Below are 24,268 nucleotides of genomic sequence, written 5' to 3' on the forward strand. Positions count from 1 at the left end.
ACAGCTTTCTCATTTGAGTCCTGCTCATTGTTCCGAAGGTGCTGAGGTTTGCGCCGGTCCAGGCCAGGCATGTTGAAGTGCTTCACTCACAAAACGGGTGAAGGCCCGCACCCGCGCGGTATGCCTCAGGTCCTGATGGGTGAGGACCCAAAGTCCCGTTTTAAGGGCGTTGAGTCCTACGTACGGGACCCGCTCAAGTCCGGGGGTTGAATCTCCCAAATAGCAGGGGAGTGCGGCTATTCCCAAGCCGCCCAGCGCAGCCTGCCTAAGGGTGACCAAAGAGTCGGCCTTGAAAACAATGGACGTTGCAGGAACGCTGGCACGCAGCCATTTCGCGATATCCATTTGACCGAGCGCGAGATCCGGTGCCAGCCAACGATTGAAGTGCGCTGGATCAACGCTCCCATGACGATCAGAAAAACCCCTGGCAGCATAAACGGCAAACCCGACATCAGCGATTCGCCTACCGATCAATGTGTCGGGAGGGCTGTCACCGGTTCGTATTGCTACATCTGCATGCCGTTGGGCCAGGTCGCTGATGAAATTCCCTGTGGTGACTTCAAGTGATATCTCGGGATGGAGCGCACTGAACCCTCCAAGTGCTCCCGGTAAAATGGATGCCATTAAAGTATCGCAGGTGGTAATGCGGAGTATGCCCTCCAATCGCAGATCCTTGCCTTCTAGTTTGCGGGACAGGTCGCTGACGGCGATATTCATGGTCTGTGCGGTCTGCAGTAATTCTTCTCCGGCGTCAGTCGTTGTGTAGCCGGTCGAGAGGCGTTCAAACAGTCGAAATGCATGAAGTTTTTCGAACGCATTGATACGCCGCAGCACCATGGTGTGATTAAGATGAAGCGCGCGTCCGGCAGCGGCAAAAGACTTGTGTTCGGCAACGGCAAGTATCAGGCGCAGATCGTCCCAGTCCCAAGTGTGCATATATGCAGTCCGTAATAGCTAAATTGCAGATTGTAGGGTTGCTGAGTACCCGCAACAATATATTCGGAAGGCAGCGCACTGTGCGCTGTCAGTATTATTTTGGAAGTTGTATGGACGATTATAAAAGTACCTCCTATGGTGTTTTATTTCTGCGCCTGACAGCGGGCATTGCGTTGCTGGCGCACTCTCTGTATTTAAAGGTTTTCGTTTTTAGAATGTCTGGTACTTCAATTTTTTTTGAGTCGATTGGCTTGCCGGGTGTGTTGGCGTGGCTGGTTCTCGCAGTTGAGGTCTCCACGGGTGCAATGCTGGTGCTGGGCTTTAAAACTCGCTATGCAGCTTTGGCGGCCATTCCTGTTTTGCTGGGTGCCACTTGGGTGCACTCGAGTAATGGCTGGCTGTTCAGCAATACCGGCGGGGGCTGGGAGTACCCGGCATTCTGGACGGCGGTGCTGATTGCTATCGCTCTGTGTGGCGATGGTGCTTATGCCGTAACGCGGCAGCGTGCATTGGATAAAAATGCCGCCAGCTGAAAAACCGAACAGACGTCCTGAGAAAACCAAGACCACTGCCTAGCCCGAAGCTCCGTTGCCAAGTGAGCCCTGGTGCGGTTTTTGGCCTGCTGGCGGATCAGCGCAACTCGGCGATGAAAAGCCACCCTGATGAGGTGGTTTTTCATCACGCGCGATGGGGCCGTTCGCTTCAGTCGACCAGTATTCGAATGTTTGATGTGCCCCACATGGTGTAAACGTCAGCAAGAAGTACACCGTTATTGATGTCTTCCAATTCAGCTTGTGTGATCTCCGCATCGCCTTGTTTGCCATAGAGCGTTACGGTGTCGCCGGGCTTGACATTTTTTATGTCGGTCACATCCACCATAACTGTGTTCATCGAGATTTTTCCGACCGTGGGCACTTTCACACCATCGATGACGACAAAAGACTTGTTGGTAAACACTCGGCGGTAGCCATCTGAGTAACCTACTGGGATGTTGGCGAGTCTGGAGTCTGGAGTCTCGAGTCAGTGTGAGGGTGCGGTCATAACCCACTGTGTTTCCGGCAGGATAAGTGTTGACGGCAGCAACCTTGCTTTTGAGTGACATGACGCGTTTCAGTTCGGCACGGCCGATCAAATCGCCGTAAAGCGCTCCGCCTACGCGCACCATGTCCAAGTGTGTTGCGGGGACGTCAAGCGTTGCGAACGAGTTGGCACAATGAACGGTGATTTCGTCACGGTTCAAGTGGGCTGTCTTGATGATCCAGTCCTGCTCCGACATGAACTTGTCATAGGCCTCCATGACGAAGGCCTTATCCTCGACGGCGAAGTGCGTCATGATCCCGGTGACCTTCAATCCCTTCATTGAGGTGATTTCCAGTACGTCTTTTTTTCCCTGCTCGGTGGCAAGCTCCAAGCCATTCCTGCTCATGGCACCCGCATTGGTAACCAGATGAATTTTGATGGGCTTGCCATTGTGTTCTGCCAGCGCGCTGATGGCTCGGGCTACCTGCGCATTGCCGATAAGCTCTTCAATCTCATAGGGCAATGCACTGACGATTTCTCCCTCCGTAGCTTGCCGAACGCGGATTATTTTTCCGGTGTAACCCTCTTTTCTGGCAATTCGCGCTTCTTCATTGCTCGCAATACCGATGCAATTAATGCCCGCTTCCATGATCGTCGGAATCAATAATGCAATACCGTGACCATAAGCGTCTGCTTTCATCACAGCGCACAAACTACTGCCTTTCGATAATCCGCCTTTTACGAATTCGATATTTTGCTTGAAAGCAGATTTACTGATCTCTAACCAGGCGTTTGTTTGGGCTATTGTTGTATTTATGTCCTGCTTGAAGTTGTACTCCTGTAGCAACGGTGCAGCGACAGCCTGAGTGCCGAGTGTAAGGAAACCAACAGCAACAAAGTGAGAAGATATTATTTTCATTATTTCATCCTTTGAGTTTTTTTTGTAGCGGTAGTTGGTGTCGTGTTGTTCACTCAATGCTACACCGCCAATAAACGGGTGCCAGTTGGCAAATAGCTTGTTGCATAGAGCGTTTTGCTCGTTGCAGCAAGCTAATTGCTCGTATGGGTTATTCTGAAGTTAGTATCATTACTGTTTCTGCCGGATGGGCGGCGGGGCGGTGTGGGAGCGGTTCGTGAGAAGGGAGTTGGTTTTCAATCGGCGCCGATATAAAGATCAATTCGTGGATTGTTTGTTGGTTTCTCCCTTGATACTTTAACTGAATCCGTTACTTCCATGGTTGACCGAAACCTATCATTTCTTGAGTTGAGAATCGGCCGTCGGTTGAGCGCGAATGCCAAGTCACAGCACGAATTTATTGCTGATATTGAGATCCGGAAAACTCTGGATGCGGTTCATCTATGAGGGTGTCGCGTCTCTGTCGCCGCGTACGCTGGAAAAGACAGCATCGACTCGTTTTGCGTGTGCTCGTAAGTTGAGGACAGCACGGCGCTGAGCCGATCGCCCAGCAGGTTCCAGGCGCGTTTCTTCTCTTCGGCATAGTCGTGATGCAGGTAGTGGCGTCTCACCCGAGAACCCGCCAGCACATGGTTTTGGCAGCGATCTATCACGTCCAGGCTGACCCCCAACGCCTGCATCATGGTCGCGCCCGTGCGCCGTAGGTCATGCGGTGTCCAGTCGCCGTTCTGGCCGTCAGCAAGGACCAGGGTATCGTCGTGACACCGTCTCGAGAGGGCCTTGCGGTTTTTGAATCGGGCCTGGCGATCGCCCACCTGTTTACTCGCCACCTTCACGTCTACATGCCCATCATCCTGCTTGTTCGGAAAGCACCACTGGGAGTCTCCCGTCAGGGTCTTGAGTTCCTGAAAGAAATGCAGAGCGAAGGGGGAGAGGAAGACATGGTGGTCTTGTTTCTTACCGCGCGTGCCTTTGACGTTTTCACTGGGGAGGAACCACGTTTGCCGCTCCAGATCGACATTTTTCCATTCGGCCTGCAGCAACTCGCCGATCCGGCACAAGGTGCCCAGGCTGATCCAGAGCGCGAGCTGCGTTTCCTTCTTTAGCGGCCGAATACCGTCGTATTTTTGGCCCGCGGGGAGGGCGTCGTAATCGGCGGTCATTTGCTGGAAGCGGTTGTGCAGTTCCAACAGCTCAGTCGGGGAAAGGATGCGGCTTCTTTCAGCTTCGTAGTCGGCAGGGATCAATGGGGAGATGTCGACCAGTTCAGTCGGATCACCCTCAACCAGTAACGCCCGCCAAGGTTGGCGCTTTCTAGCCCAGCTGAACATCTGGGTGAGGTCGGCGAAGAAGCTGATGGCTTGCCGGTGAGCGCTGCGGTTGACCACGGCCCGGATCAGCGCCCGAACATCGTGTTCGGAAACATTGTTCACCGCTGTCTTGGCAAGTGCTGGCAAAAGGTCCTTGTTAAAGCGTCGTTGCAACTCGGCATTGCCGTCTTTACGCGCCACGCCATCCAACAGCCAGGCCTTGGCCAGATCCTGGACGGTCAGTGTTTGGGCCTTCCGCGTCGTTTCCTGTTCGGCCTCTACGTTAGTCGCGGCGTGCGCCTGTGCCTTGGCTGTTTTCTTGTGCTCGTTGGGATTGATCTGCTCATCGATGAGCGCTCGAGCCTGGTTGCGTGCCTTGCGGATATCCGTCAGGGATTTGCGCGGCCAAGACCCGCAGGAGTACTCTTTGTTCTGCTCGCCCCAGCGATAACGATAGAAAAAGCTGACCGACACGCCGTCCTTACGGACTGAGACTCAACCGGCGAGATTGCCATCCTCCCTGAGGATTCGGCCGGCATCATCGGCGGTCAGCGACTCGAGTTCTTTGATGGTAATTTTGGCCATGTAATGGACTCCCCCTACTTTTACCCCCACAAAAACGTCGGCTCTTGGTGGACGTTACTGGACTCTCGTAGAGCAGAACACCGCTGGAGCTCAAGTAAATACTAGCTTAGAAAAATCCAGAGTAAAATTTTGGAAGCTTTCGAGAAGTATGAAAAAGGAGATGGGGTACTAGGGGTCGAGTGTTCGAATCACTCCGTCCCGACCATATAATTCAAGGGGTTGCGAGATTTTTTCTCGCGACCCCTTTTTGTTTTAGATCGTTTTTCCCCCTACCAATTCACTGGCTTTGGGTGGAATCCTCACCGCGCTCACGTGAATTGAAACCTCATTCGCAGTCTTCTCATGGGTAAGGCCGAAAAAAAATCACGGATTTTTACAATTGGTTTTTTGTTACTCGGAATGATACTGGCCGACAAAATTAGCAGTGCTTTAACGCCTCGTAAGGCTCACTTCTTTGGTTTGGGTCATGTGTACTTAACGGCGTTCTCGATCAGGTTGATGAGGACGAGTTCGCTCAATACCGTGTGTAAATCATCGTCAAGAGCGACCTGAAACGACTGCCTGCCCAGAATCGGCTGGACCTCGCGCAGGGCACTGCCCACGAGATCTTCGATAGGTTGCCACTGCTGATTCAGGACCACTTTGCTGGATTCGAGGCGTGCCATGTCCAGCCGGTTGTTGACCCGCGTATTTAAGTGCTGCGCAGATTCACCCAACGCTGTGGCGATCTCGATGGCTTCGCCAGTTAGGTCTTTGGCGATGTGAATGTAGTGAATCCGTTCGAGCTAGAGGTCAGCAAAAACGCGCAGGTATCGAGCAGGCGTCACTGCTCCGGCACTACCAACCACCTTGTGTCTCGCGGGTGCACTGCCAGTCACCCCCAATGTTTCCGCTCACAAGCATTAAGGCTTACATGCCTTATTAGAGTCTCATTCCCTTCGTTGTCCCCCTTAGAGTTCTTCCCCCCTCGTCAACGGGGGGGCACCGATTCTCAAAACGGTCAATCTGTTCAAGTTTGGCCGATGTCGAGCAGAGAAAAGTCTCGACACTCGACGCGGAAAAAAAGCGCCGACTTCCAATATCTCCTGAGGAGACACAATGAATCTTTGTCCTACCATGCTGCGCAGTGCGCTTGCTGCCACCGTCTTGTTATTGGCCAATCTGGCCACTGCGCAAACGCCTCCCCTGGAACATGACGCCAGCGAAGCCGCGCGTATTCAGAGCATCGCCGAAGAAGCCTATATCTACGGCCTGCCCATCGTGATGAATTATGGTGTGATGTATTCCTATGCCGTAGACAAAGGTTCGCCGCAGTACAAGGCGCCATTCAATCAATTGCACAACATCCCCCGCGTGTTCACACCGGAAGACAAGGCCGTGGTCACGGCCAACAGCGATACTCCCTATTCCTTCGCTTCGCTGGACCTGCGTGCCGAACCGATGGTGCTGAGCGTGCCGCCGGTAGAAAAAGGGCGCTATTACTCTGTGATGTTGTGTGACGGCAATACCTACAATTACGGGCTGATCGGCAGTATCGCCACCGCTGGCGAACCGGGCGACTATCTGGTCGTCGGCCCCGACTGGCAAGGCGAGACGCCCAAGGGCATCAAGAAGCTGTTTCGCTCGACGACGCAATTCTCGTTGGCGGGCTACCGCACGCAACTGTTTTCACCGCAAGACATCGAGAATGTCAAAGCCATACAAGCCGGCTACAAGGTGCAGCCCCTGTCGAGCTGGTTGAAGCAACCGGCGCCACCGGCTGCTCAGCCCCTTGATTTCCCGCCCGCAGACAGGGAATCCATCAAGAAAAACTTCTTTACCTATCTGGACTTCGCATTGCGCTTTGCGCCCGCTGCGCCTGAAGAAAAAGCCATCCGTGAAAAACTCGCGGGCATCGGTATCGGCAATGGCGAGACAGATCATTTCAAGCGCATCGCCGCCGTCTATGGCAAGGAACTCGCTGCCGGGGCCGCTGCCGGCGACCTGCGCATCAACCAGGGCATTGCGCACCACGGCCAGCCCATCAACGGTTGGATCCTCATGAACGAGGGCGGCGGCGATCGTCAGCGCTATAACGGCGATTGGCAGGCCCGCGCCGTCGTGGCCAAAGCGGGCATTTACGCCCTGGATGCCTCCGAAGCGCGCTATGCACTGACCCGTACGCTGCCCACTGGCGAGACGCTGGATGGTAATAAACACAAATACAGCCTGACGTTTGCCGCAGGTCAGTTACCACCGGCGAACGCGTTCTGGTCAGTGACCATGTACGACGGAGCCACGCAGTTGCTGGTTGCCAATCCGATCCAGCGCTATCTGATCAACTCGCCGATGCTGTCGAATATGCAGAAGAATGCCGACGGCTCGCTGACACTCCACATCCAGAAGGACTCACCGGGCAAGGACAAGGAAAGCAACTGGCTGCCTGCGCCCGACGGTCCGATCTACTTGGCGCTGCGCATCTATGGCCCGCAGGACAAGATGAATAAGTGGCAAGTACCACCACTGGTGCTTGCCGACTGAGCCATCCGCAGAGATCGGCGCTGGTGAACAGCGCCGACCACACTCGAGCCTGACAAAGACCGGTGGCCCCTTCACCGAACCTGTTCGATCTCGCTCGGCCGCCACGTTTTCGTGAAAAACGATTCAAGCGGGCTGTAGAGGCGCAGGATCGTGAACCAGCCCTTGTCAGGCGTGGTCTGAATCCAGTTACCCGCCTTGGCGTCGGCTGGCTTGGAAGGACCGAAATAGATCGTCGTGGAGCCATCCGCGTTCTCGACAGCCGCCGGTGAAGGGTAGGTCTGACTGCCTGCTCGTGGGTAGCGCTGCGGTGTCTGGAGCATGGAGCGCGTCTGGTTGTCGTAGACGGTGAACGACCAGAACTTGGCCGCTGGAATCTTCGGTGGCAGGGTCACCTTGTAGGTCTTGCCGCCATCAAAGGGATTCTTTTGCGCATCCGAGAAGCCCATGAGGTACTGCGAGCCCACGTTCGGCACTCGCATGATCATGCCCGGCGAATCCATGGTGTAGCCGTAATAGAAGGCTGTGCGCGAATCAAGCGTTCGGGCGCCTGTCGGTGGTAATGCCTTGAACAAGCCTTCCTTGGTGATCATTGGCGGCGGTGTCTCGAAGTCGAAACCGCCCTGCCATAGCATGTTGGCCCACATCGAATTCGGGTAGTAAGCCCAGCCGGGATAATCGGCAGCACGAAAGTTCAGTGATCGTCCCGCCGCATTGCCCACGGCCGCTGCGTCGGTGAGGATCTTTTTCATCCGCTCGTCCGGAGCAAAGGGCTTGCCCTTGACGATGCCAATGGCCGCCAGTTGGCCCAGGAGTTCCGGGTTGAACGAGGTGGCGGGTTCCAGCTGCACAAGCTTGTCCAGCGTCTCGTAATAGGCGAAGTCATTAGGAGGAATAGTGTTGAAAGATTTGCCGCTGCCTTCCACGAATTTTGTCGGCGGTATCGGCGGATTCGGCTCCAGCCTGATTTGGCCCGCCAGTGCCGTGGCAATGCTGGTGCCGTAGCCGCCTGGTGTGTAGGGATAAATTTTCAGCTTGTCTTTGATCAGGTCGACAGCAGGCTTGGGATCGTTGTTCTCCATAAAGGCACGAACGGCGTACAGCACATGGTTGGTTTTCGATCGGCCTACGAAGAAGCCACTGTCCGGAAGCGGACCCTCGTAGTCCGGCGGTACGATCAGGTATTTGCCGCCTTCACCCCGATCAGGGCCAGGTGCGCCAATGTCGATGATCCAGCCGAACCACATGTCATTTAGCGTGCCGAGCGACTTTGGTGGCACTTCAACCACCAGCGGCCCCTTTGTCAGATCGAGGACCGCGAGTGTATAGATAGTGTCGGCGTTGGCGGTGAGAAACAGCGATTGGGAGTCCATCAACTCGGAGAAGATGATCACCGTGTTGTCGTCTGCCCCAATGCTGTGGAAGCCCTCGCGAATCGCATAGGCTGATGCGCCTGAAAAACTGTTCATGAACGCATCTATGCCGCGAGTGAAAGCCAGGGTGTCGTAGACGTCCTGTGTGGTTTTTACGCTCGGTGCGCCGTCCTTGAACTCCAACGTACCGATACGAGTCTCGATGCGATCGGGTGTAGTGATTCCCGGGGGAATTTCGGTGGCCGCCTGCGCCGCGTTTATCACAGGTATCGCCAGCGCGGCAAAAGCTGCCAGAACGGTGATTGGTTTGAGAATTTGCGTCATGAAGTTCTCCCTGATGAATGCCAAATGCATTGACTACCCAAACTTAGGAACTAATGGCGCAGTGACATTTCTCAGGGCGCGGTCAATCACTCTCCTTGCGCTCTCGTCATCACTGAGGGTACTGACATTGATTCGCTCGGATGACCTTTTACAAATGTTGGGCACCATAGTCGGAGCAGCACAGTCTGCTTGATCGATTTTTCCAGCAAACCAAGCATAGGTGCACATTTGCCATTGCTCCAGCTCAATGGCACCGAAAGATACCCCCCGTGAGTGGGGGGGTGCGAAGTGCTTCAACCCCCTCTAATGCAACCATCTGTCCGGTAAAACCACGATTGGCGGCTTACTTGCGGTTATGACAGGGCGCAAATGGAAAATGTCGAATCATCAGCAATACTTCACTTCGCCATAAACACCGGTTGCGCTGTTACCTGATCGAAAGTGATTGAACATCATTAGAGAGGGACTTCATGCAGTCGAATAAAAGTGCGCTGTCTATTTCACTTGTTGGATTGTTGACACTCCTGGTGAGTGGGCGAGGTGTTGCTGGCGGGCTGATGCTGTATGAAACCGCCACGGATAATACCGGCCTGGCCAATGCCGGCGCAGCGGCGAGGGCGCAAGGCCCTTCGACCATTGTCAGCAATCCCGCAGGTCTGAGCTATCTAAGTGGCACTCAAATCACCGCCGGCGCGCAGGTCCTGTTCGGCAATCTATCGTTCGAACGCGACAGTGATACCAATACACCAGGCTCCGGCAGCGGCAACGTGCTTGATCCAATACCTGGCGCCAGTTTTTTCATCAGCCATCAGCTGGATGACCAGTGGTCCGTCGGATTCGGTTCCTATGGCGATTTTGGTCTCGCGGAAAACTTCGACAACGACTGGTCCGGACGTTATTTCGTGCAGAACGCGAGCATCGCCGGCTTGTCATTGGTGCCCAGCGTGGCTTATCGCTTCAATGAGCAATGGTCCGTCGGTGTCGGCGTGAAAGCCATGTACGGCATGCTGAAGTCAGAGGCTGCGATTGACCAGTCGCCCCTTGGTTTGACGGATCGTGCGGATGGTCAATACAAATACAAGGATAGCGATTGGGGTTATGGCGCCAACGTTGGCGTGATCTATGCCCCGCAACCGGGCACTCGTATCGGCCTGGCTTACACCAGTCAGGTCGATCTGGATTTCGAAGATCGCCTGGATGTGAAGAGCAGTGGTCCGCTGGTAAGTCGACTCAATGGAACCAATACCGAAATCGATCTGAAAGTACCGCAGACCGCCACCCTCAGCCTGTATCAGCAACTGGACCCGCAATGGGCGTTGCTGGCCTCGGTCAATTGGCAGGACTGGTCGAAATTCGGCGACATAGGCATCGACGTGGACACCAACGCCGGCGGTGCCCGGGCGACCACGATCGATGCGCATTACAAGGACACCTGTCAACTGGCCCTGGGCGCGCAATACCAGATGAACCTCGATTTGCTCTGGGACTTCGGTGTTGCCTATGACACCTCGGCCGTGTCCGATGGCAATCGCACGCTGACTGTGCCCATGGGCGCTTCCTGGCGCTTCGCCGCTGGCCTCACATATTCGCTGAATAAAGAGAGCGACCTGAACTTCAGTTGGGTCACCGTGTGGATGGGCGATATGTCCATCGACCAGACCAAATCCCTGTCCGGCAATCGCACTTCAGGCGAGTTCGACAACGCCTGGATTCAAGCCCTGACGGCCAACATGACTTGGCGCTACTGAACAGAGTCTGGTCATGTAGCACCTCAACCCCAAGGAGTATCGTGTTATGAGTCGTTCCCATAAATGGATCGTAGGTGTCGCACTCAGCAGCCTGTTGTTGGCAGGTTGTGTTTCAAAGGTCACCGAAAAAGAACAGTACTCCGGATTTCTCAAAAGTTATGACGGCTTGCAGGAAACAAAGTCCTCGAGCGGGGCAACGGTGATGCGTTGGGTTGCACCGGGGTTCCAGCCTTCGGCCTACTCGACCGTGGTGTTCGAGCGCCTGGAACTGTATCCGGCCCCGAAGCCGAATGAACGTGTGGATATGAAAACCTTGCAGGAGTTGCAGGCTTTCACCACTCAAAGCGCCAGGCAGGCGTTGGAGCAGAATTACCGGGTCGTTCCGAGCGCGAGGGACGTTCGCAAGGGCGAACGCGCACTGATCCTGCATGCGGCTATCACCGGCGTGACGGCTACAAACGAAGGCATGAAGTGGTACGAAGTGGTCCCCGTCGCCGCTGTAGTGGGGGCGACCCAGGCCGCGACCGGACATCGTGATCAGAACACCGAGTTGTATATCGAGGCTGATCTGGTTGATGCCAGCACCGGGCAACCGGTCGCCAAAGTCGTGCGCAAGGTCTTTGGGGAAAACCTGCAAAACACCAGTCAGAAAATCACGGCCAACGACTTCAAGGCGGCTATCAAGGCGATGACCGGCGATCTTCAATCGTTCCTCAAATAGGTGAGAGCGGATCTTTATTGGCCGAAATCCGAAGCACTTGAAGGCCGGTGGACCAAGCCAGTGTCAGCGCAAATCAAATAGCTTCGCGGCTGACGCAACAGACGATGTGGCGGATCAGGTTCAGCCGATCTGCCACATCGATCGGGAGTTCGACATGAACAAGCGCATTGAGCTGCCTCTGGTGTCACTTATCGCTTTGAACGTTTCCGTGAACAGCTTCGCGGACAGCCAGGCCGAGCTGGCCAAGCAGGCACTGAACCCGGTCGCGGCGCTGTACAGCTTGCCGATCCAGTACAACTGGAACCAGAAAATGGGGCCCAGCGGAGAAGGGATTCAGAGCGTGACCAATATTCAGCCGGTCTTACCGTTCAACCTGAACGAGGACTGGAACCTGATTTCCCGCACGATTCTGCCGATCATCGACCAGCATGGGCTGGTGCCGGGCGGTGGCGCCGATAAAAGCGGCGTAGGCGACACGTCGCAAAGCTTTTTCTTCTCGCCGAAAAAGCCAACCGAGGGTGGCTGGATCTGGGGGGTAGGGCCAGCATTGCTGTTGCCCACCGGCAGCGATGAATTACTCAGCAGCGAGCAGTGGGGACTAGGGCCGACGGCGGTCGCATTGAAGCAGGAACACGGCTGGACGACGGGTATTCTCGCCAACCACATCTGGTCGCTGGACAACAGCCCGCCCGATGACAAAGAAAAAGTGAACCAGACTTACCTGCAACCGTTTCTGGTGTACACCACGAAGACTTACACCAGTTTTGGCATTAACACCGAATCCACTTATGACTGGGAGGCCAAGGAATGGAATGTACCGATCAATCTGTTCGTGACTCAGTTGTTCAAGGTCGGCAAGCAACCCATGAGCCTCCAGATCGGACCACGCTATTGGGCAGACAGCCCTGAAGATGGCGCTCATGGCTGGGGATTTCGGATGGCGTATACGCTCCTGTTTCCAAAATAACAGGAATCGCTGCAAATTTTTCAGCGTTGCTTGAGTAATCACGGTCTACGGCCGAGCCCACTGTTCTGTATTAAGGCCTGAAGAAATGGATCACATAGAACCACAATTGATCCTCAAAACCACGCCGCCGCGCAGCCAGAAGTCGGCGCGGATCCGTAGCCGGTTGGCCCTCGATACCCCAGAGCTGACTGACAAGGTGGTGATCGCCGTTCACGCACCGGCAGGCTTTGGCAAGACGTTTCTGCTGACCCAGTGGCGCCGTGAGTGTCTGTCCTATGGTGCGGTGGTGGCCTGGTTGACCCTGGATGCGCATGACGACAGCCCCCGGTTTGTCCATGGGCTGGGCACAGCCATGGCGATTGGTAGTGGCCGGCCGTCCTTTGCTCGTGCCTTCGAACGTGTTCCGGGGCTTGGTCGTGACGAGTTCGAAGGCTTGACACAATGGTTGGCGGAAGTTGCCGATCTGGGCAGCGAGACCGTGTTGATCCTGGATGAAGCGGACGCCTTGCCCGAGGTGACAGTCAGCCATTCCCTGACCTACCTGTTGCATAACGCGCCAGCCAACCTGCGGGTCATCATGGCCTCGCGCGGGCGTTTGAATCTGCAAGTGGCTGACCTCACAGCACGGGGGCGGTACGCGACAATCACCAGGACAGCCTTGCGATTTGGCGTTGAAGAAGCGGTTGCGATACTCACGGCGCGCTTTGGCGCAAAGATCGACGCTGATCTCTGTGTACGCCTGCATGAGGTGACCGAGGGTTGGCCCCTGGGTTTGCAGCTGGCCATTTCGGCAATGGAAAAGAGCCCGAATCCAGGTGCGGCCATCGAAGAGTTGTCGAAATGCACTGGCGATATCCAGCGCTATTTCGTCGATAGCCTGGTGGCCCAACTCTCGGAAGAACAGGTCGGGTTCCTGACCGGGGTTGCCTTGCTTGAGATGGTTCATCCTTCTTTATGCGTCGCGCTCACAGGCAATCCGCGCGCAGAAGAGTTGCTCCAGGAACTGTGCGTCTCGACACCTATTTTCGTCGAGAGTGTCGACAGCGACTGGGTACGCATTCATCCGTTGGCCCGGGAGTTCCTTCTGGGCCGTTTTGAACAACTGCCCCCGGAACAGCGTCAGGGTGTTCACGAACGTGCCGCGGACTGGCTGCAACAGCACGAATTCCTGGAGCAGGCAGCGCGTCAGTATCTGTTGGCAGGTCTGCCCAACCCCGCTTACGCAATGATTGAAAAATGCTTGTATGAAGTAATGTTGCGTGGCCAATTCAGTCGAGTGCTGGAATGGATTGAAGAGCTTGAGCCCGAGGTTGTGCTGTCGCATCCGCGCATCTGCCTGGCCGCCGCGTGGGCGCTGGCGATGGGCGAGCGTCAGGCTGAAGCCGCACGACTGATTGCCGCCATCGAACAACATCCTTCCGCCGACGAGGCCACCCGATGCGAGGCTGCCGCCATTGAAACCGCAGCGGCTTATTTTGCCGATCGACCGGATGAGTCTTTGGCACTCATCTCACCTTGGGTTGATCGGTTGCCTTCGTTCCCGATCAAAGTGCAAGCCATTGTGGCGAATCAGATTGCCCGACTGACCCTGTCTCAAGGACAACCGGAAAAAGCCCGGCGGATCTTTCAACGCGCCCCCCTGTACGAATGGAGTTCCGGCCTGGATGCCATTCGCGGTTTCGGCGAGTGGGTGGTCGGCCTGACTTACCTGTGGGAAGGGCGAATGCTGTCGTCGGAAACGGCCTTGCGCGGCAGTCTTTTGCGGGCTGAGCGTGACATTGGCCGACGCAGCCCGATTGCCGTAATGATGGCCACTGCTCTGGCGACGGTAATGCTCGAGCGGGGGGAGACTCAGGAGGCCAGTACAGTATTGGCGAACCGGATGGACATGGTGGAGCGTCTCGCTTCGCCGGATGCGATTGTGCTGGGTTATATCACCGCATCCCGTCTGGCCTCGCTGCTGGGGCAGGGACATCGCGGGCAGGACCTTCTTGAAGCGTTGTTTGCCCTCGGAGAAGAGCGTGGCATTCCCAGGTTCTGCATGGCGTCACTGGGCGAGCAGATTCGTCTGCATGCCTTGCAGGGGCGCAGCGATACCTGTCAGGCGTTGCGGCGACGGCTGGACGCTGTTACGCCCATCGATGCCCGCGAAGCGTCCGGGTTGCTCGGTACGGAGCTGGTCTTGCTGGCGGGAGTAGCCAACGCTTATGTCCTGCTGGCCAAGCGGGATTGGGAGGCCATGCTCGTAGTGCTGGACAAGGTGAGTGACACAGCAGAGCGCTTGCGCCGCGGCCGGGAAATTGTCCAGATCAAACTACTCAAGGCATTGGCGCTCAGGGCGACGTCCGAAGAGGGAGAGGATTTCTTGCTCGAAGCGGTCAGTCTCGCACAAGAAAATGGTATGCAGCGCGTGGTGGAGGACACCCATCCAGACCTGACCAAATGGGTACAGGCGCTGCAGCGTAAAACTGTCCAGGCTGCCGCAGCAGGACCGGTGCCCATACCTGTTTCGGCAGCGGAGTCCACACTGTCGAGTGTTTCACCTAGTCGATTGCTGACACCCAAGGAACGCGAGGTATTGCAGCTGCTGGCTCGCAACCTGTCGAACAAGCAAATCGCCCTGGCCCTGAATGTCGGCGAGGAAACCGTGAAGTGGCACCTGAAAAACTTGTTTGGAAAATTCCAGGCCGGTACGCGGCAGCATGTCGTGGCGCGAGCGTACATGCTGGGGATCCTCGAAACAGCGGGCTGATGCCCTTCCACAGCGCAGGGTGATCCGTCCGGAACATCCTTCAAATCCCCCAATCCGATTTCCAGCCACCCCCCCTGTCAATGGGGGGTTGTGCTGTTCGGCTTCGCCATAGTCTGGCCCCAACAAGAGCGCCAATGCGCATCGGCAGGTGGGGATCAGGGTTTATGTCTGGAAAAGTGCTGGTCGCCGGCGCGGGAATGGCGCCGTTTCTGCCGCTGGGTGGCTGTGACAGTCACGCGACATTGGCGGGGCAGGCCATTTGTGCGGCGCTGGCCGATGCGCGAATCGACTATGACCTGGTCGATCAGGTGTTTACCTCCTGCGTCGACGGCGAAGCGGGTATTGCCGAGCAGATGCTGTCGCAGATCGGCTACTCCGGCGTGCCGGTTTTCAGTCTCGCCGATGGCTGCGCCTCTGCCAGCAGCGCGTTTCAGTTGGCCCGCAACAGTGTGCTGTGTGGTCAGGCTGAATGCGTGTTGGTGGTGGGTGTCGAGTGCATGCCTGCGCGTATTTCCAATCGTGAGTTCTTCGGTTTGAAAGAGCTCGCTCGGGATGGGGCGGCAACGGTCGTGCAGGGTGACAGCACCAGCGCTTTTATCGGGCGTCGACAGCACCCGGCGATGCTGTTCGCGGCCCAAACCAGTTGGCTGCTGACGCGGCTGGGCGTTGCCGAAAGCAGCTTCGACCACGTGCTGGAGCGGGCGCAAATTCAAGCCGGACTGAACCCATATGCCGTATTGAACCGTGTGCCGGATCGCGACGGCTGGCTTCCACCTTATCTGTGCCCGCCAGCCTGCGGTGCGGCGGCCGTGCTGATCTGCACGCCGGCCTTCGCATTGCGCTTCGGCGCGCGGGCGGACGTCGCCGTTTTGGCCAGTGTCAGAGGCAGTGACAGCACCTCGGAGCAGGAATCGGATTGCGTGCTGGATGTGCTGGGCCGGGCGACCACTCGGCGAGTGGCGCAGCAGGCTTATCAGCAGGCGGGACTTGGCGCGGAAGACATCGACGTGGCTGAGTTGCATGACCAAAGCGTCGGAGACTTCATGGTCAACAGTGTCGCGCTGGGCTTTTGCCGGGAGGAAGACATCGACCATTTTGTGCAGCTCAACGGCCCCTTGAAAGGCCAGATGAATGCAGTGAACCCGTCGGGCGGCTTGCTGGGGCGTGGACACGCTCCGGGGGCTACCGGGCTGGCGCAACTGGTCGAGCTGGTCTGGCACCTGCGCGGCATGGCCGACGGGCGGCAAATTGCCGGTGCGCGTACGGCTCTCCAGCACAGCACAGCCTTGGGCCGGGTAGTGTCGGTCAGCATTTTGCAGCGCACCTGAGAGGAGGCTCAGTGCACCGCGATTCACCCCATGACTTTTCGTAAACCATAGAGCAGGTGGCACGTTTGATGAACAAAAATAATAAGATCTGCCATGCAAACTTCCGCAAGAGGTTGCTGACCTCGGCCATTCTCACCGGCCTTGGCATTGCGCCTGTACACGCCGTCGAGATCAACACGGGAAATGAAGATTTTACGGTTCGTTTCGACAACACGCTGAAGTTCAACTACGCCCAGCGCGTGGAGTCGCCCAACAGCAAGTTGGCCAATTCCTGGAACAACAATGACGGGGATCGCAACTTCTCCTCCGGCAGTGCGGTTTCCCAGCGACTGGACGTGCTGTCCGAACTGGACGTGGTTTACAAAGAGAAACTCGGTTTCCGTGTCAGCGCCAACTCCTGGTACGACCACGCCTACGACGACATCGGCAGCGACAACGCTTCGACCAATCAGCTCAACAGCGGCCAGCCGGATTCCCGTCACCAGAGTGGTTACGCCGATCGCTATTACAACGGGCCTTCTTCGGAAATTCTCGACGCCTTCGTGTTCGGCAGTACGGAAGTCGGCGAGGAATCGCTGCTCAGCGGCAAGGCCGGCAAGCACACTGTTTATTGGGGCGAAAGCATTCTCGCCTTTGCTCATGGCAACAGTTACGGCCAGTCGGGTCTGGATTTGTCCAAGGCTCTGGCAGTGCCGGGAACAGAAGCCAAAGAGCTGTTCATTCCGCGCAATCAGTTGTCCACCAGCTTCACACTCAACCCGGAACTGACCCTCGCCACGCAGTACTTCCTGGATTGGGACGCGGCACGGTTGCCGGAGTCGGGCACTTACCTGGGGTTCAACGACGGCATTCAAAATGGCGGGCATAACCTGTCATCGATCGGCGGGCAGAATCCCCGTTTCGGTACGCCCGGCCCATTGGGCGCCAATCAGTTTCTGCGGCTTAACAACGGCCACACCTTCAAGCCAGACAAACAAGGTGACTTCGGCCTGATGGCCAAGTGGAGCCCAGAATGGCTGCAGGGCACGCTGGGTCTCTACTACCGCAAGACGTCCGATATTCTGCCCAACCTGGCGTTGCAGCCTGTCGCGGTAGGCCCGGCGCAACTGATCTCCAGCAATGCCGGCAGCTACAACCAGTTCTATGTCGATGACATCGATATCTACGGCATCAGCCTGTCGAAAAGCTTCGAAGGCGTCAGCGTGGGTTTCGACCTGAACTATCGCCACAACATGCCGCTGGCCAGCGTGCCGGCAACGGTCAATCCGGCGGCGGGTGCTGCGGGTCTGCCAGGCTTCATCAGCAATTTCGACGGCGACAACGGCGTGGCCCGCGGCAACACCGTTCACGCAGTACTCAACGGCTTGACCACCTTTGGCGACACGCCGGTCTGGGACAGCTCGAACTTGCTGGTCGAACTCGCCTACAGCCGCTGGCTGGACGTCACCGAGAACAAACAACTGTTCAAGGGCGAAGACTGGTATCGCGGTGTCGACAAGGTCACCAAGGACAACTACGTCCTGGGCGTCAACTTCACGCCGACCTGGTATCAGGTGTTCCCCGGCATCGATATGTTCCTGCCGATGACCTACAACGTTGGCCTCAACGGCAACTCGGCTATTCAGCTGGGGGGTAACGAGGACTCCGGCAGTTACTCGGTGGGCGTCGGCATGGACGTGCACAACCAGTACCGGTTTGACCTGAAATACGTCGACAACTTTGGCCCGTTCGACACCTGCGATTCCGCCGGTAGCGCGGGTGCACAAGGCGCGGGCGCCGCACCCGGGGCCAATGGTCAATACAACTGTGTACCGGGGCAGACCACTGCTTTCGGCGGTACGCCACCTCAGCTCAAGGATCGAGGCATGGTCACATTTACTTTTAAAACGACCATTTGATCGAAGTCTTTGCTTGATAGCAGGAGTTTCTCCATGAAGTTCGTCAACACGCTTTTGTTTACTGCCTTGACCGTTGCCATTTCAGGCGCGGCACACGCAGCCGTTTCCCCCGATGAAGCTGCCAAACTGGGTAGCAGCCTGACCGCTGTCGGCGCTGAAAGAGCCGGCAACGCCGACAACACCATTCCGGCCTACACCGGTGGTATCACCGCGCCGCCGGCCAGTTACCAGACGGGCAGTTCGTTTCGCCCTGACCCTTATGAGGCCGACAAGCCACGCGCGGTCATTGACGGTAAAAACATCGCTCAATACGCCGACAAACTAACCGCCACCACTCAAGAACTGCTCAAGCGTTACCCGACGTTCCGGGTCGATGTGTTTCCGACCCATCGCAGCGTTGCACTGCCTCAACGCTTGCTCGACAACACCGCAAAAAACGCCGTCGGCACCAAAACGCTAGAGGGCGGTGTAGCGCTGGAAAACGCGCTGCCGGGCGTGCCGTTCCCAATGCCGAAAGATGGCTATGAGGCGATGTGGAACCACCTGTTGCGCTATCAGGGTTACGCCACCAACCTCAAATACGATTCCTGGAACGTTGACGGTTCGGGCAGGGCGATTCTGGCCACCACCGGTAACGCTTATCTGGAATACACGCTCTACGATCCGAAACGGACGGAGCCGGCAAAAGAGACCGATCTGTTCTTCAAGACCAAACTCTATTACCAGGCCCCGGCCCGCCGCGCTGGTGAAGCCATCCTGGTGCAGGATGCCGTCAATCCGCTGAAAATGGAGCGTCGTGGCTGGCAGTACCTGCCGGGCCAGCGCCGCGTGAAACTCGCGCCGGACATCGCTTACGACACGCCGAACCCGGGCTCGGCCGGTGCCTCGACCTATGACGATGCCTGGGTGTTCAACGGTGCCATGGATCGCTATGACTTCAAGTTGGTAGGCAAGAAGGAAATGATCATTCCTTACAACACCTACAAGCTGAACTACCACAAGGAAGCGGCGGATATCACCACGCCGCACTTCGTCAACCCGGACTTGATGCGCTGGGAGCTGCATCGCGTATGGGTGGTCGAGGCCACGCTGAAACCCGGCAAGCGTCACATTTACAGCAAACGCACCTTCTACATTGACGAAGACAGCTGGATTGCCCTGGCCTCCGATGAATACGACGCCAGCGGCAAGCTGTACCGCGGTTCCTTTGCGCACATGGCTTACAGCTATGACGTGCAGGCGCCGAACTCCGACAACCACATGATTTATGACTTTGTCACCGGTAGCTACAACATCACCGGCGTCTATGGCCCGTATGGCGGCGTCAAGTACATCGACCCGCTTTCGAAAGCGCAGTGGGCACCTGAGTCATTGGCTGGCACGGGCATTCGCTAAGCCAAAGCCACAGGTGTTTTTTTGTCGCCGGCAGTGGACTCCTCGCTGCCCGGCGGCTTTTTTTGCCGAGTAAACCTCATGAATGCATTTAGATGGATAACGCTCGCTGCGCTGAGCGTGGCGGTGGCTGTGCCATTTACCCGATCTGTGGTCGCCGCGGACTTCGTCGATGTACTGTCGAGCCCCGCGATTCGGAGTGAAAAGGCGATTCGCGGGATGTTCACCGGGATGGCCAGTGCAGGTAAACGTCTGGTCGCCGTGGGCCAACGCGGCCATATTTTTTATTCAGATGATGCTGGCGTCAGCTGGCATCAGGCACAAGTGCCCGTGAGTTCCGATCTGGTGGCCGTGCAGTTCCCCAGCCCGACAGAGGGCTGGGCAGTTGGACACGACGGCGTGGTGTTGCACAGCGACAACAACGGTGAAACCTGGAAGCTTCAGCTCGATGGCCGTCAGGTCGGGCAGATCATGCTCGAACACTATCAGCGGCAACCGGAGCCGGACGACGCTTTACTGGCTGATGCCCAACGAATGATTGATGAAGGGGCGGATAAACCCTTTCTGGATGTGTGGTTCGCTGACGAGAAAACCGGCTACATCGTCGGCGCGTTCAACTTGATTTTCCGCACCGACGATGGCGGCCGGACCTGGGTTCCATTAATGGACCGCACCGACAATCCAGGCGCGCTGAATCTCTATGGGATGCGGGCAATCGGCAGTGACCTTTTCATTGCCGGCGAGCAAGGCCTGGTGCTGAAGCTGGACCCTGCGACTCAACGATTCGTCAGCGTGCCTACGCCTTACAGCGGCAGCTATTTCGGCATCACCGGCAAACCGGGTGCAGTGCTCGTTTATGGCCTGCGGGGCAATGTCTACCGCAGCGTCGATCACGGCGCGAGCTGGGAAAAGGTCGAGCTGGGCGTGTCTTCAAGCATCACCGCCAGTACGGTCACAGCAGACGGCCGCATCATTCTGGTCAGCCAGGCCGGCCACGTGCTGGTGAGCGCCAACGACGGTGCAAGCTTCACGCAACAGCCACAAACACGCCTGGGTCCCGCCGCTGCGGTGCAGACCATTGCGTCAGGTTCCGTGGTGATTGCAGGCGCACAGGGCTTGCGCCAGTTGCCTCTTGAATGAGCCCACTTCACACAATAAAAAGAGACGAGCCACGTCATGGGTAATTACAACCTTGATACGATGCCGGTGATCCGAGAGCTCAAAGGCTTCGATGCACGCTCCGGCAATTTCCTTGAACGCCTGATTTTCAACAACCGCCTGTTGGTGGTACTGACCTGCCTGCTCGTAACGGTGCTGCTGAGTTATTTCGCGGCCACGCGGCTGACGCTCAATGCCAGCTTCGAAAAGATGATTCCGCAGAGTCAGCCGTACATCAAAAACTACCTGGAGAATCGCCAGTCCCTGCGTGGGCTGGGCAACACGGTGCGGGTGGTGGTGGAGAACACCGACGGCGACATCTACGACCCGAACTATCTGGAAGTGCTCAAACAGGTCAACGACACGTTGTTCCTGACGCCGGGCGTTGACCGCGCATGGGTGAAGTCGTTATGGACGCCGGCCGTACGCTGGACCGAGGTCACGGAGGAGGGCTTCCGTGGCGGCCCGGTGATGCCCGACTCCTACGACGGCTCAGCCAACGGCGTCGAGCAACTGCGCTTGAACATTGCCCGTTCCGGGATCATTGGCAGCCTGGTAGGCAACAACTTTAAATCGACCATGATTGTGGTGCCGCTGCTGGAGAAGGATCCCGTTACCGGCGCCGCCATCGACTATCACCAGTTCTCGCGCATGCTCGAAGAACAGCTGCGCAACAAATTCGAGTTCGACGGCAGCAACGCGGTACATAAAGCGGGCGAGGAGGGCAAAGGCCCGATCAAGATCCGCGTGATCGGCTTCGCCAAACTGGTCGGTGACCTGATCGATGGCCTGATGCTGATCATGCTGTACTTCGGTGCGGCCGCGTTGATCGCCACCGGCATCATCTATGCCTTCACCCGTTGCGTGCGCAGCACCACGCTGGTGATTCTGTGTTCGGCAGTGGCGGTGGTGTGGCAACTGGGCTTGATCACCTTGTTCGGTTACGCGCTTGACCCCTATTCGATCCTGGTGCCGTTTCTGGTGTTCGCCATTGGCGTTTCCCACGGCGCGCAGAAAATGAACGGGATCATGCAGGACGTGGGACGCGGCACGCACCAACTGATTGCCGCGCGTTATACCTTCCGCCGCTTGTTCCTCGCCGGACTCACCGCGCTGCTGGCCGATGCCGTGGGCTTTGCGGTGTTGATGCTGATCGACATCCCGGTGATCCAGGACCTGGCGGTCACCGCGAGCATTGGTGTGGCGGTGTTGATCTTCACCAATCTGGTGTTGCTACCGGTGCTGCTGTCCTATTGGGGTGTCAGCCAGAAAGCGGCGGCGCGCAGTTTGCGTCAGGAAAACAAGGAGCTCAAAGGCAAGGGGCTCGGCAGTCTGTGGAACCTGCTCGACCGATTTACCGAGCGCCGCTGGGCGACGGTGGCCGTGGTGGTTGCCGGATTACTGGCGGTGGGCGGCTTTGTGGTCAGCACGCACTTGAAGATCGGCGATCTTGACCCAGGTGCGCCCGAACTGCGCGCGGACTCACGCTACAACCGCGACAACGCCTACATCACCGCGAACTATTCGCTGTCCAGCGACCAGTTCGCGGTGATGGTCAAGACCGCCAGCGAAGGCTGCCTGAAATACGAAACCCTGGTGGAAGCCGATCGTCTCGGTTGGTTGTTGCAGCAGCAACCGGGTGTGCAAACCACTGTGTCATTGGTCAACGCGGTGCGGCAGATCACGGCCGGGTCCTACGAAGGGAACCCGAAAATGCTGACCATCGCGCGTAATCAGAACGTGCTGAACTACGGCGCGCAACAGGCCTCGGTGAACAACCCCGAACTGTTCGACAGCGACTGCTCGATGATGCCGGTGATTGCTTATCTCTCGGACCACAAGGCTGAAACCCTCGATCATGTGGTGAAGGTCGCCGATCAGTTCGCACGCGAACACAGCACCGATGATCGTCAGTTCATGCTCGCCGCCGGCAGCGCGGGAATCGAAGCGGCGACCAACATCGTAGTGCGAGACGCCAACCGCACCATGCTGTTTTACGTGTATGGCGCGGTGATCGTGCTGTGTTTCATCACCTTCCGCAGCTGGCGGGCCGTGGTGGTGGCTGTCGTGCCATTGATGCTGACGTCGATTCTCTGCGAGGCGTTGATGGTCTGGCTGGGCATGGGCGTCAAGGTCGCGACCTTGCCGGTGATCGCCTTGGGTGTCGGTATCGGTGTCGATTACGCGCTGTACCTGCTCAGCGTTCAGCTGGCGCAACAACGTGCCGGTCTGTCGTTGACCGAAGCCTACAAAAACTCCGTTGCGTTCACCGGCAAGGTTGTGGCGCTGGTTGGCATCACCCTGGCGGCAGGAGTTATCACCTGGGCCTGGTCGCCGATCAAATTCCAGGCCGACATGGGCATCCTGCTGACCTTCATGTTCATCTGGAACATGATTGGCGCCCTTGTGTTGATCCCGGCGTTGTCGCATTTCCTGCTCCGTCGCGTCCCTTGAAAATGGAAAACCACATGGCCATTCCCGAACTCAAAAACAAGAAAGTCATGATCACCGGTGCCGCCTCGGGCATCGGTCGTGCGGCGGCATTTGCATTTGCCCGCCGCGGAGCGCACATCATCGCCACCGACGTTAATCCACAGGCGTTGAAACAGCTCCAGGTCGACATCGTAGCCCTGGGCGGCATTTGCATGATCCATCAGCTCGATGTCTCAAATAACGAGGAGATGCGCGCGTTCTCCGAGCATCCCTATATGAAGCTGCGCCCGATCGATGTACTGATCAATAACGCCGGCATCGGTTATCTGGGCCAGTTTCTCCAGAGCGACCTGACCCACTGGCAGCGGGTCATGGACATCAACCTGATGGGCGTGGTGCATGGGTGCTATCACTTCATCCCGCAAATGATTCAGGCCGGCGGGGTGCGACAGGTGCTGAATGTGGCCTCGGCGGCGGGCATCTACCCCTCACCGACCATGGGCGCTTACGCCGCCTCCAAACATGCGGTATTCGGTTTCAGTGAGGTCCTGAAGATGGAACTGGCCGATTCCAATGTCCGTATTACCACGGTCTGCCCCGGCATCATCAATACCGCCATCACCCAATCGCGCAGCACTGTCTCGCCTTCCATCAGCGAAGAGCAGCTCGCACGACTGCAGGCTTACTACAAGGCCAAGGGTTGTGAGCCGGAGCTGGTCGCCGAGGCGATGGTTCGCGCCGTGCAAAAAGGCCAGGACCTGGTGCTGGTCGGGCCGTTTGCCAAACTGATCTTCCACCTCAAACGCCTGTCCCTGCGGCTGATGCGCCGGGTGATCCTCAGCGACGCCCGGAAGATCGGCTACCTGTGATCCGCGCAGACTCAAACAAGA

General features: G+C 57.1%; 15 protein-coding genes and 2 pseudogenes. 12 read left to right on the top strand and 5 right to left on the bottom strand.

Going from position 1 to position 24,268, the window contains the following annotated elements:
• Positions 1 to 24 precede the first annotated feature (24 nt).
• A complete protein-coding gene (locus tag ACA063_RS10450; protein WP_497665771.1) occupies positions 25 to 936 on the bottom strand; it encodes a LysR family transcriptional regulator in 912 nt (303 codons plus the stop codon).
• 110 nt (positions 937 to 1,046) lie between these two features.
• On the opposite strand from ACA063_RS10450, the gene ACA063_RS10455 reads away from it, so the two are divergent.
• Positions 1,047 to 1,469, top strand: coding sequence for a DoxX family protein (locus tag ACA063_RS10455; RefSeq protein ID WP_497665772.1), 423 nt, complete (start codon positions 1,047 to 1,049; stop codon positions 1,467 to 1,469).
• 169 nt (positions 1,470 to 1,638) lie between these two features.
• On the opposite strand, the pseudogene alr reads toward ACA063_RS10455, so the two are convergent.
• The 3 genes and pseudogenes from alr to ACA063_RS10470 all read right to left on the bottom strand — a co-directional run bounded on the left by alr (position 1,639) and on the right by ACA063_RS10470 (position 5,432).
• Positions 1,639 to 2,875: pseudogene (gene alr, locus ACA063_RS10460) on the bottom strand (alanine racemase).
• A gap of 434 nt (positions 2,876 to 3,309) precedes the next feature.
• Positions 3,310 to 4,767: pseudogene (locus tag ACA063_RS10465) on the bottom strand (tyrosine-type recombinase/integrase).
• A gap of 464 nt (positions 4,768 to 5,231) precedes the next feature.
• On the bottom strand, positions 5,232 to 5,432 hold the full coding sequence (locus ACA063_RS10470; RefSeq protein WP_497665773.1) for a hypothetical protein: 201 nt from the start codon (positions 5,430 to 5,432) through the stop codon (positions 5,232 to 5,234).
• 433 nt (positions 5,433 to 5,865) lie between these two features.
• Between ACA063_RS10470 and ACA063_RS10475 the strand changes: the two genes are divergently transcribed.
• The gene (locus tag ACA063_RS10475; RefSeq protein WP_497665774.1) at positions 5,866 to 7,287 is read left to right on the top strand and encodes a DUF1254 domain-containing protein; all 1,422 of its coding nucleotides are present in this window, start codon (positions 5,866 to 5,868) and stop codon (positions 7,285 to 7,287) included.
• Between the two features lie 71 nt (positions 7,288 to 7,358).
• Here the strand turns inward: ACA063_RS10475 and ACA063_RS10480 are convergent, their stop codons facing one another.
• Positions 7,359 to 8,981 (bottom strand): DUF1254 domain-containing protein, encoded by a 1,623-nt coding sequence (locus ACA063_RS10480; protein ID WP_497665775.1) that lies wholly within the window; start codon positions 8,979 to 8,981, stop codon positions 7,359 to 7,361.
• A gap of 470 nt (positions 8,982 to 9,451) precedes the next feature.
• Between ACA063_RS10480 and ACA063_RS10485 the strand changes: the two genes are divergently transcribed.
• The 10 genes from ACA063_RS10485 to ACA063_RS10530 all read left to right on the top strand — a co-directional run bounded on the left by ACA063_RS10485 (position 9,452) and on the right by ACA063_RS10530 (position 24,247).
• Positions 9,452 to 10,729, top strand: a complete 1,278-nt coding sequence (locus ACA063_RS10485) for an OmpP1/FadL family transporter (RefSeq protein ID WP_497665776.1) — start codon at positions 9,452 to 9,454, stop codon at positions 10,727 to 10,729.
• A 46-nt stretch (positions 10,730 to 10,775) separates the two neighbouring features.
• The gene (locus tag ACA063_RS10490) at positions 10,776 to 11,450 is read left to right on the top strand and encodes a DUF3313 domain-containing protein (RefSeq protein ID WP_497665777.1); all 675 of its coding nucleotides are present in this window, start codon (positions 10,776 to 10,778) and stop codon (positions 11,448 to 11,450) included.
• A 154-nt stretch (positions 11,451 to 11,604) separates the two neighbouring features.
• Positions 11,605 to 12,417 carry a transporter gene (locus ACA063_RS10495; protein WP_497665778.1) on the top strand — a complete coding sequence of 271 codons (813 nt, stop codon included), beginning with the start codon at positions 11,605 to 11,607 and terminating at the stop codon, positions 12,415 to 12,417.
• Between the two features lie 85 nt (positions 12,418 to 12,502).
• Entirely contained in the window at positions 12,503 to 15,169 is a 2,667-nt protein-coding gene (locus ACA063_RS10500; RefSeq protein WP_497665779.1) for a helix-turn-helix transcriptional regulator, read from the top strand.
• Between the two features lie 164 nt (positions 15,170 to 15,333).
• Positions 15,334 to 16,497 (top strand): thiolase C-terminal domain-containing protein, encoded by a 1,164-nt coding sequence (locus ACA063_RS10505; protein WP_497665780.1) that lies wholly within the window; start codon positions 15,334 to 15,336, stop codon positions 16,495 to 16,497.
• Between the two features lie 68 nt (positions 16,498 to 16,565).
• Positions 16,566 to 18,395, top strand: coding sequence for a DUF1302 domain-containing protein (locus ACA063_RS10510; RefSeq protein WP_497665781.1), 1,830 nt, complete (start codon positions 16,566 to 16,568; stop codon positions 18,393 to 18,395).
• A 33-nt stretch (positions 18,396 to 18,428) separates the two neighbouring features.
• Positions 18,429 to 19,790 (top strand): DUF1329 domain-containing protein, encoded by a 1,362-nt coding sequence (locus ACA063_RS10515; RefSeq protein WP_497665782.1) that lies wholly within the window; start codon positions 18,429 to 18,431, stop codon positions 19,788 to 19,790.
• A 78-nt stretch (positions 19,791 to 19,868) separates the two neighbouring features.
• Positions 19,869 to 20,927, top strand: coding sequence for a WD40/YVTN/BNR-like repeat-containing protein (locus ACA063_RS10520; RefSeq protein WP_497665783.1), 1,059 nt, complete (start codon positions 19,869 to 19,871; stop codon positions 20,925 to 20,927).
• A 36-nt stretch (positions 20,928 to 20,963) separates the two neighbouring features.
• Positions 20,964 to 23,399 (top strand): efflux RND transporter permease subunit, encoded by a 2,436-nt coding sequence (locus tag ACA063_RS10525; protein ID WP_497665784.1) that lies wholly within the window; start codon positions 20,964 to 20,966, stop codon positions 23,397 to 23,399.
• A gap of 14 nt (positions 23,400 to 23,413) precedes the next feature.
• A complete protein-coding gene (locus tag ACA063_RS10530) occupies positions 23,414 to 24,247 on the top strand; it encodes an SDR family NAD(P)-dependent oxidoreductase (protein ID WP_497665785.1) in 834 nt (277 codons plus the stop codon).
• The last annotated feature ends 21 nt before the right edge of the window (positions 24,248 to 24,268 follow it).

This window comes from Pseudomonas sp. LBUM1643 (genome assembly GCF_059716215.1).

Bases quoted from the DNA above. Each gene is read 5' to 3' on its own strand.
- ACA063_RS10515 (WP_497665782.1), top strand. From the start codon at position 18,429: ATGAAGTTCGTCAACACGCTTTTGTTTACTGCCTTGACCGTTGCCATT.
- ACA063_RS10485 (WP_497665776.1), top strand. From the start codon at position 9,452: ATGCAGTCGAATAAAAGTGCGCTGTCTATTTCACTTGTTGGATTGTTG.
- ACA063_RS10470 (WP_497665773.1), bottom strand. From the start codon at position 5,432: ATGGCACGCCTCGAATCCAGCAAAGTGGTCCTGAATCAGCAGTGGCAA.
- ACA063_RS10480 (WP_497665775.1), bottom strand. From the start codon at position 8,981: ATGACGCAAATTCTCAAACCAATCACCGTTCTGGCAGCTTTTGCCGCG.
- ACA063_RS10475 (WP_497665774.1), top strand. From the start codon at position 5,866: ATGAATCTTTGTCCTACCATGCTGCGCAGTGCGCTTGCTGCCACCGTC.
- ACA063_RS10510 (WP_497665781.1), top strand. From the start codon at position 16,566: ATGAACAAAAATAATAAGATCTGCCATGCAAACTTCCGCAAGAGGTTG.
- ACA063_RS10500 (WP_497665779.1), top strand. From the start codon at position 12,503: ATGGATCACATAGAACCACAATTGATCCTCAAAACCACGCCGCCGCGC.
- ACA063_RS10455 (WP_497665772.1), top strand. From the start codon at position 1,047: ATGGACGATTATAAAAGTACCTCCTATGGTGTTTTATTTCTGCGCCTG.
- ACA063_RS10495 (WP_497665778.1), top strand. From the start codon at position 11,605: ATGAACAAGCGCATTGAGCTGCCTCTGGTGTCACTTATCGCTTTGAAC.
- ACA063_RS10525 (WP_497665784.1), top strand. From the start codon at position 20,964: ATGGGTAATTACAACCTTGATACGATGCCGGTGATCCGAGAGCTCAAA.
- ACA063_RS10520 (WP_497665783.1), top strand. From the start codon at position 19,869: ATGAATGCATTTAGATGGATAACGCTCGCTGCGCTGAGCGTGGCGGTG.
- ACA063_RS10450 (WP_497665771.1), bottom strand. From the start codon at position 936: ATGCACACTTGGGACTGGGACGATCTGCGCCTGATACTTGCCGTTGCC.
- ACA063_RS10505 (WP_497665780.1), top strand. From the start codon at position 15,334: ATGTCTGGAAAAGTGCTGGTCGCCGGCGCGGGAATGGCGCCGTTTCTG.
- ACA063_RS10490 (WP_497665777.1), top strand. From the start codon at position 10,776: ATGAGTCGTTCCCATAAATGGATCGTAGGTGTCGCACTCAGCAGCCTG.
- ACA063_RS10530 (WP_497665785.1), top strand. From the start codon at position 23,414: ATGGCCATTCCCGAACTCAAAAACAAGAAAGTCATGATCACCGGTGCC.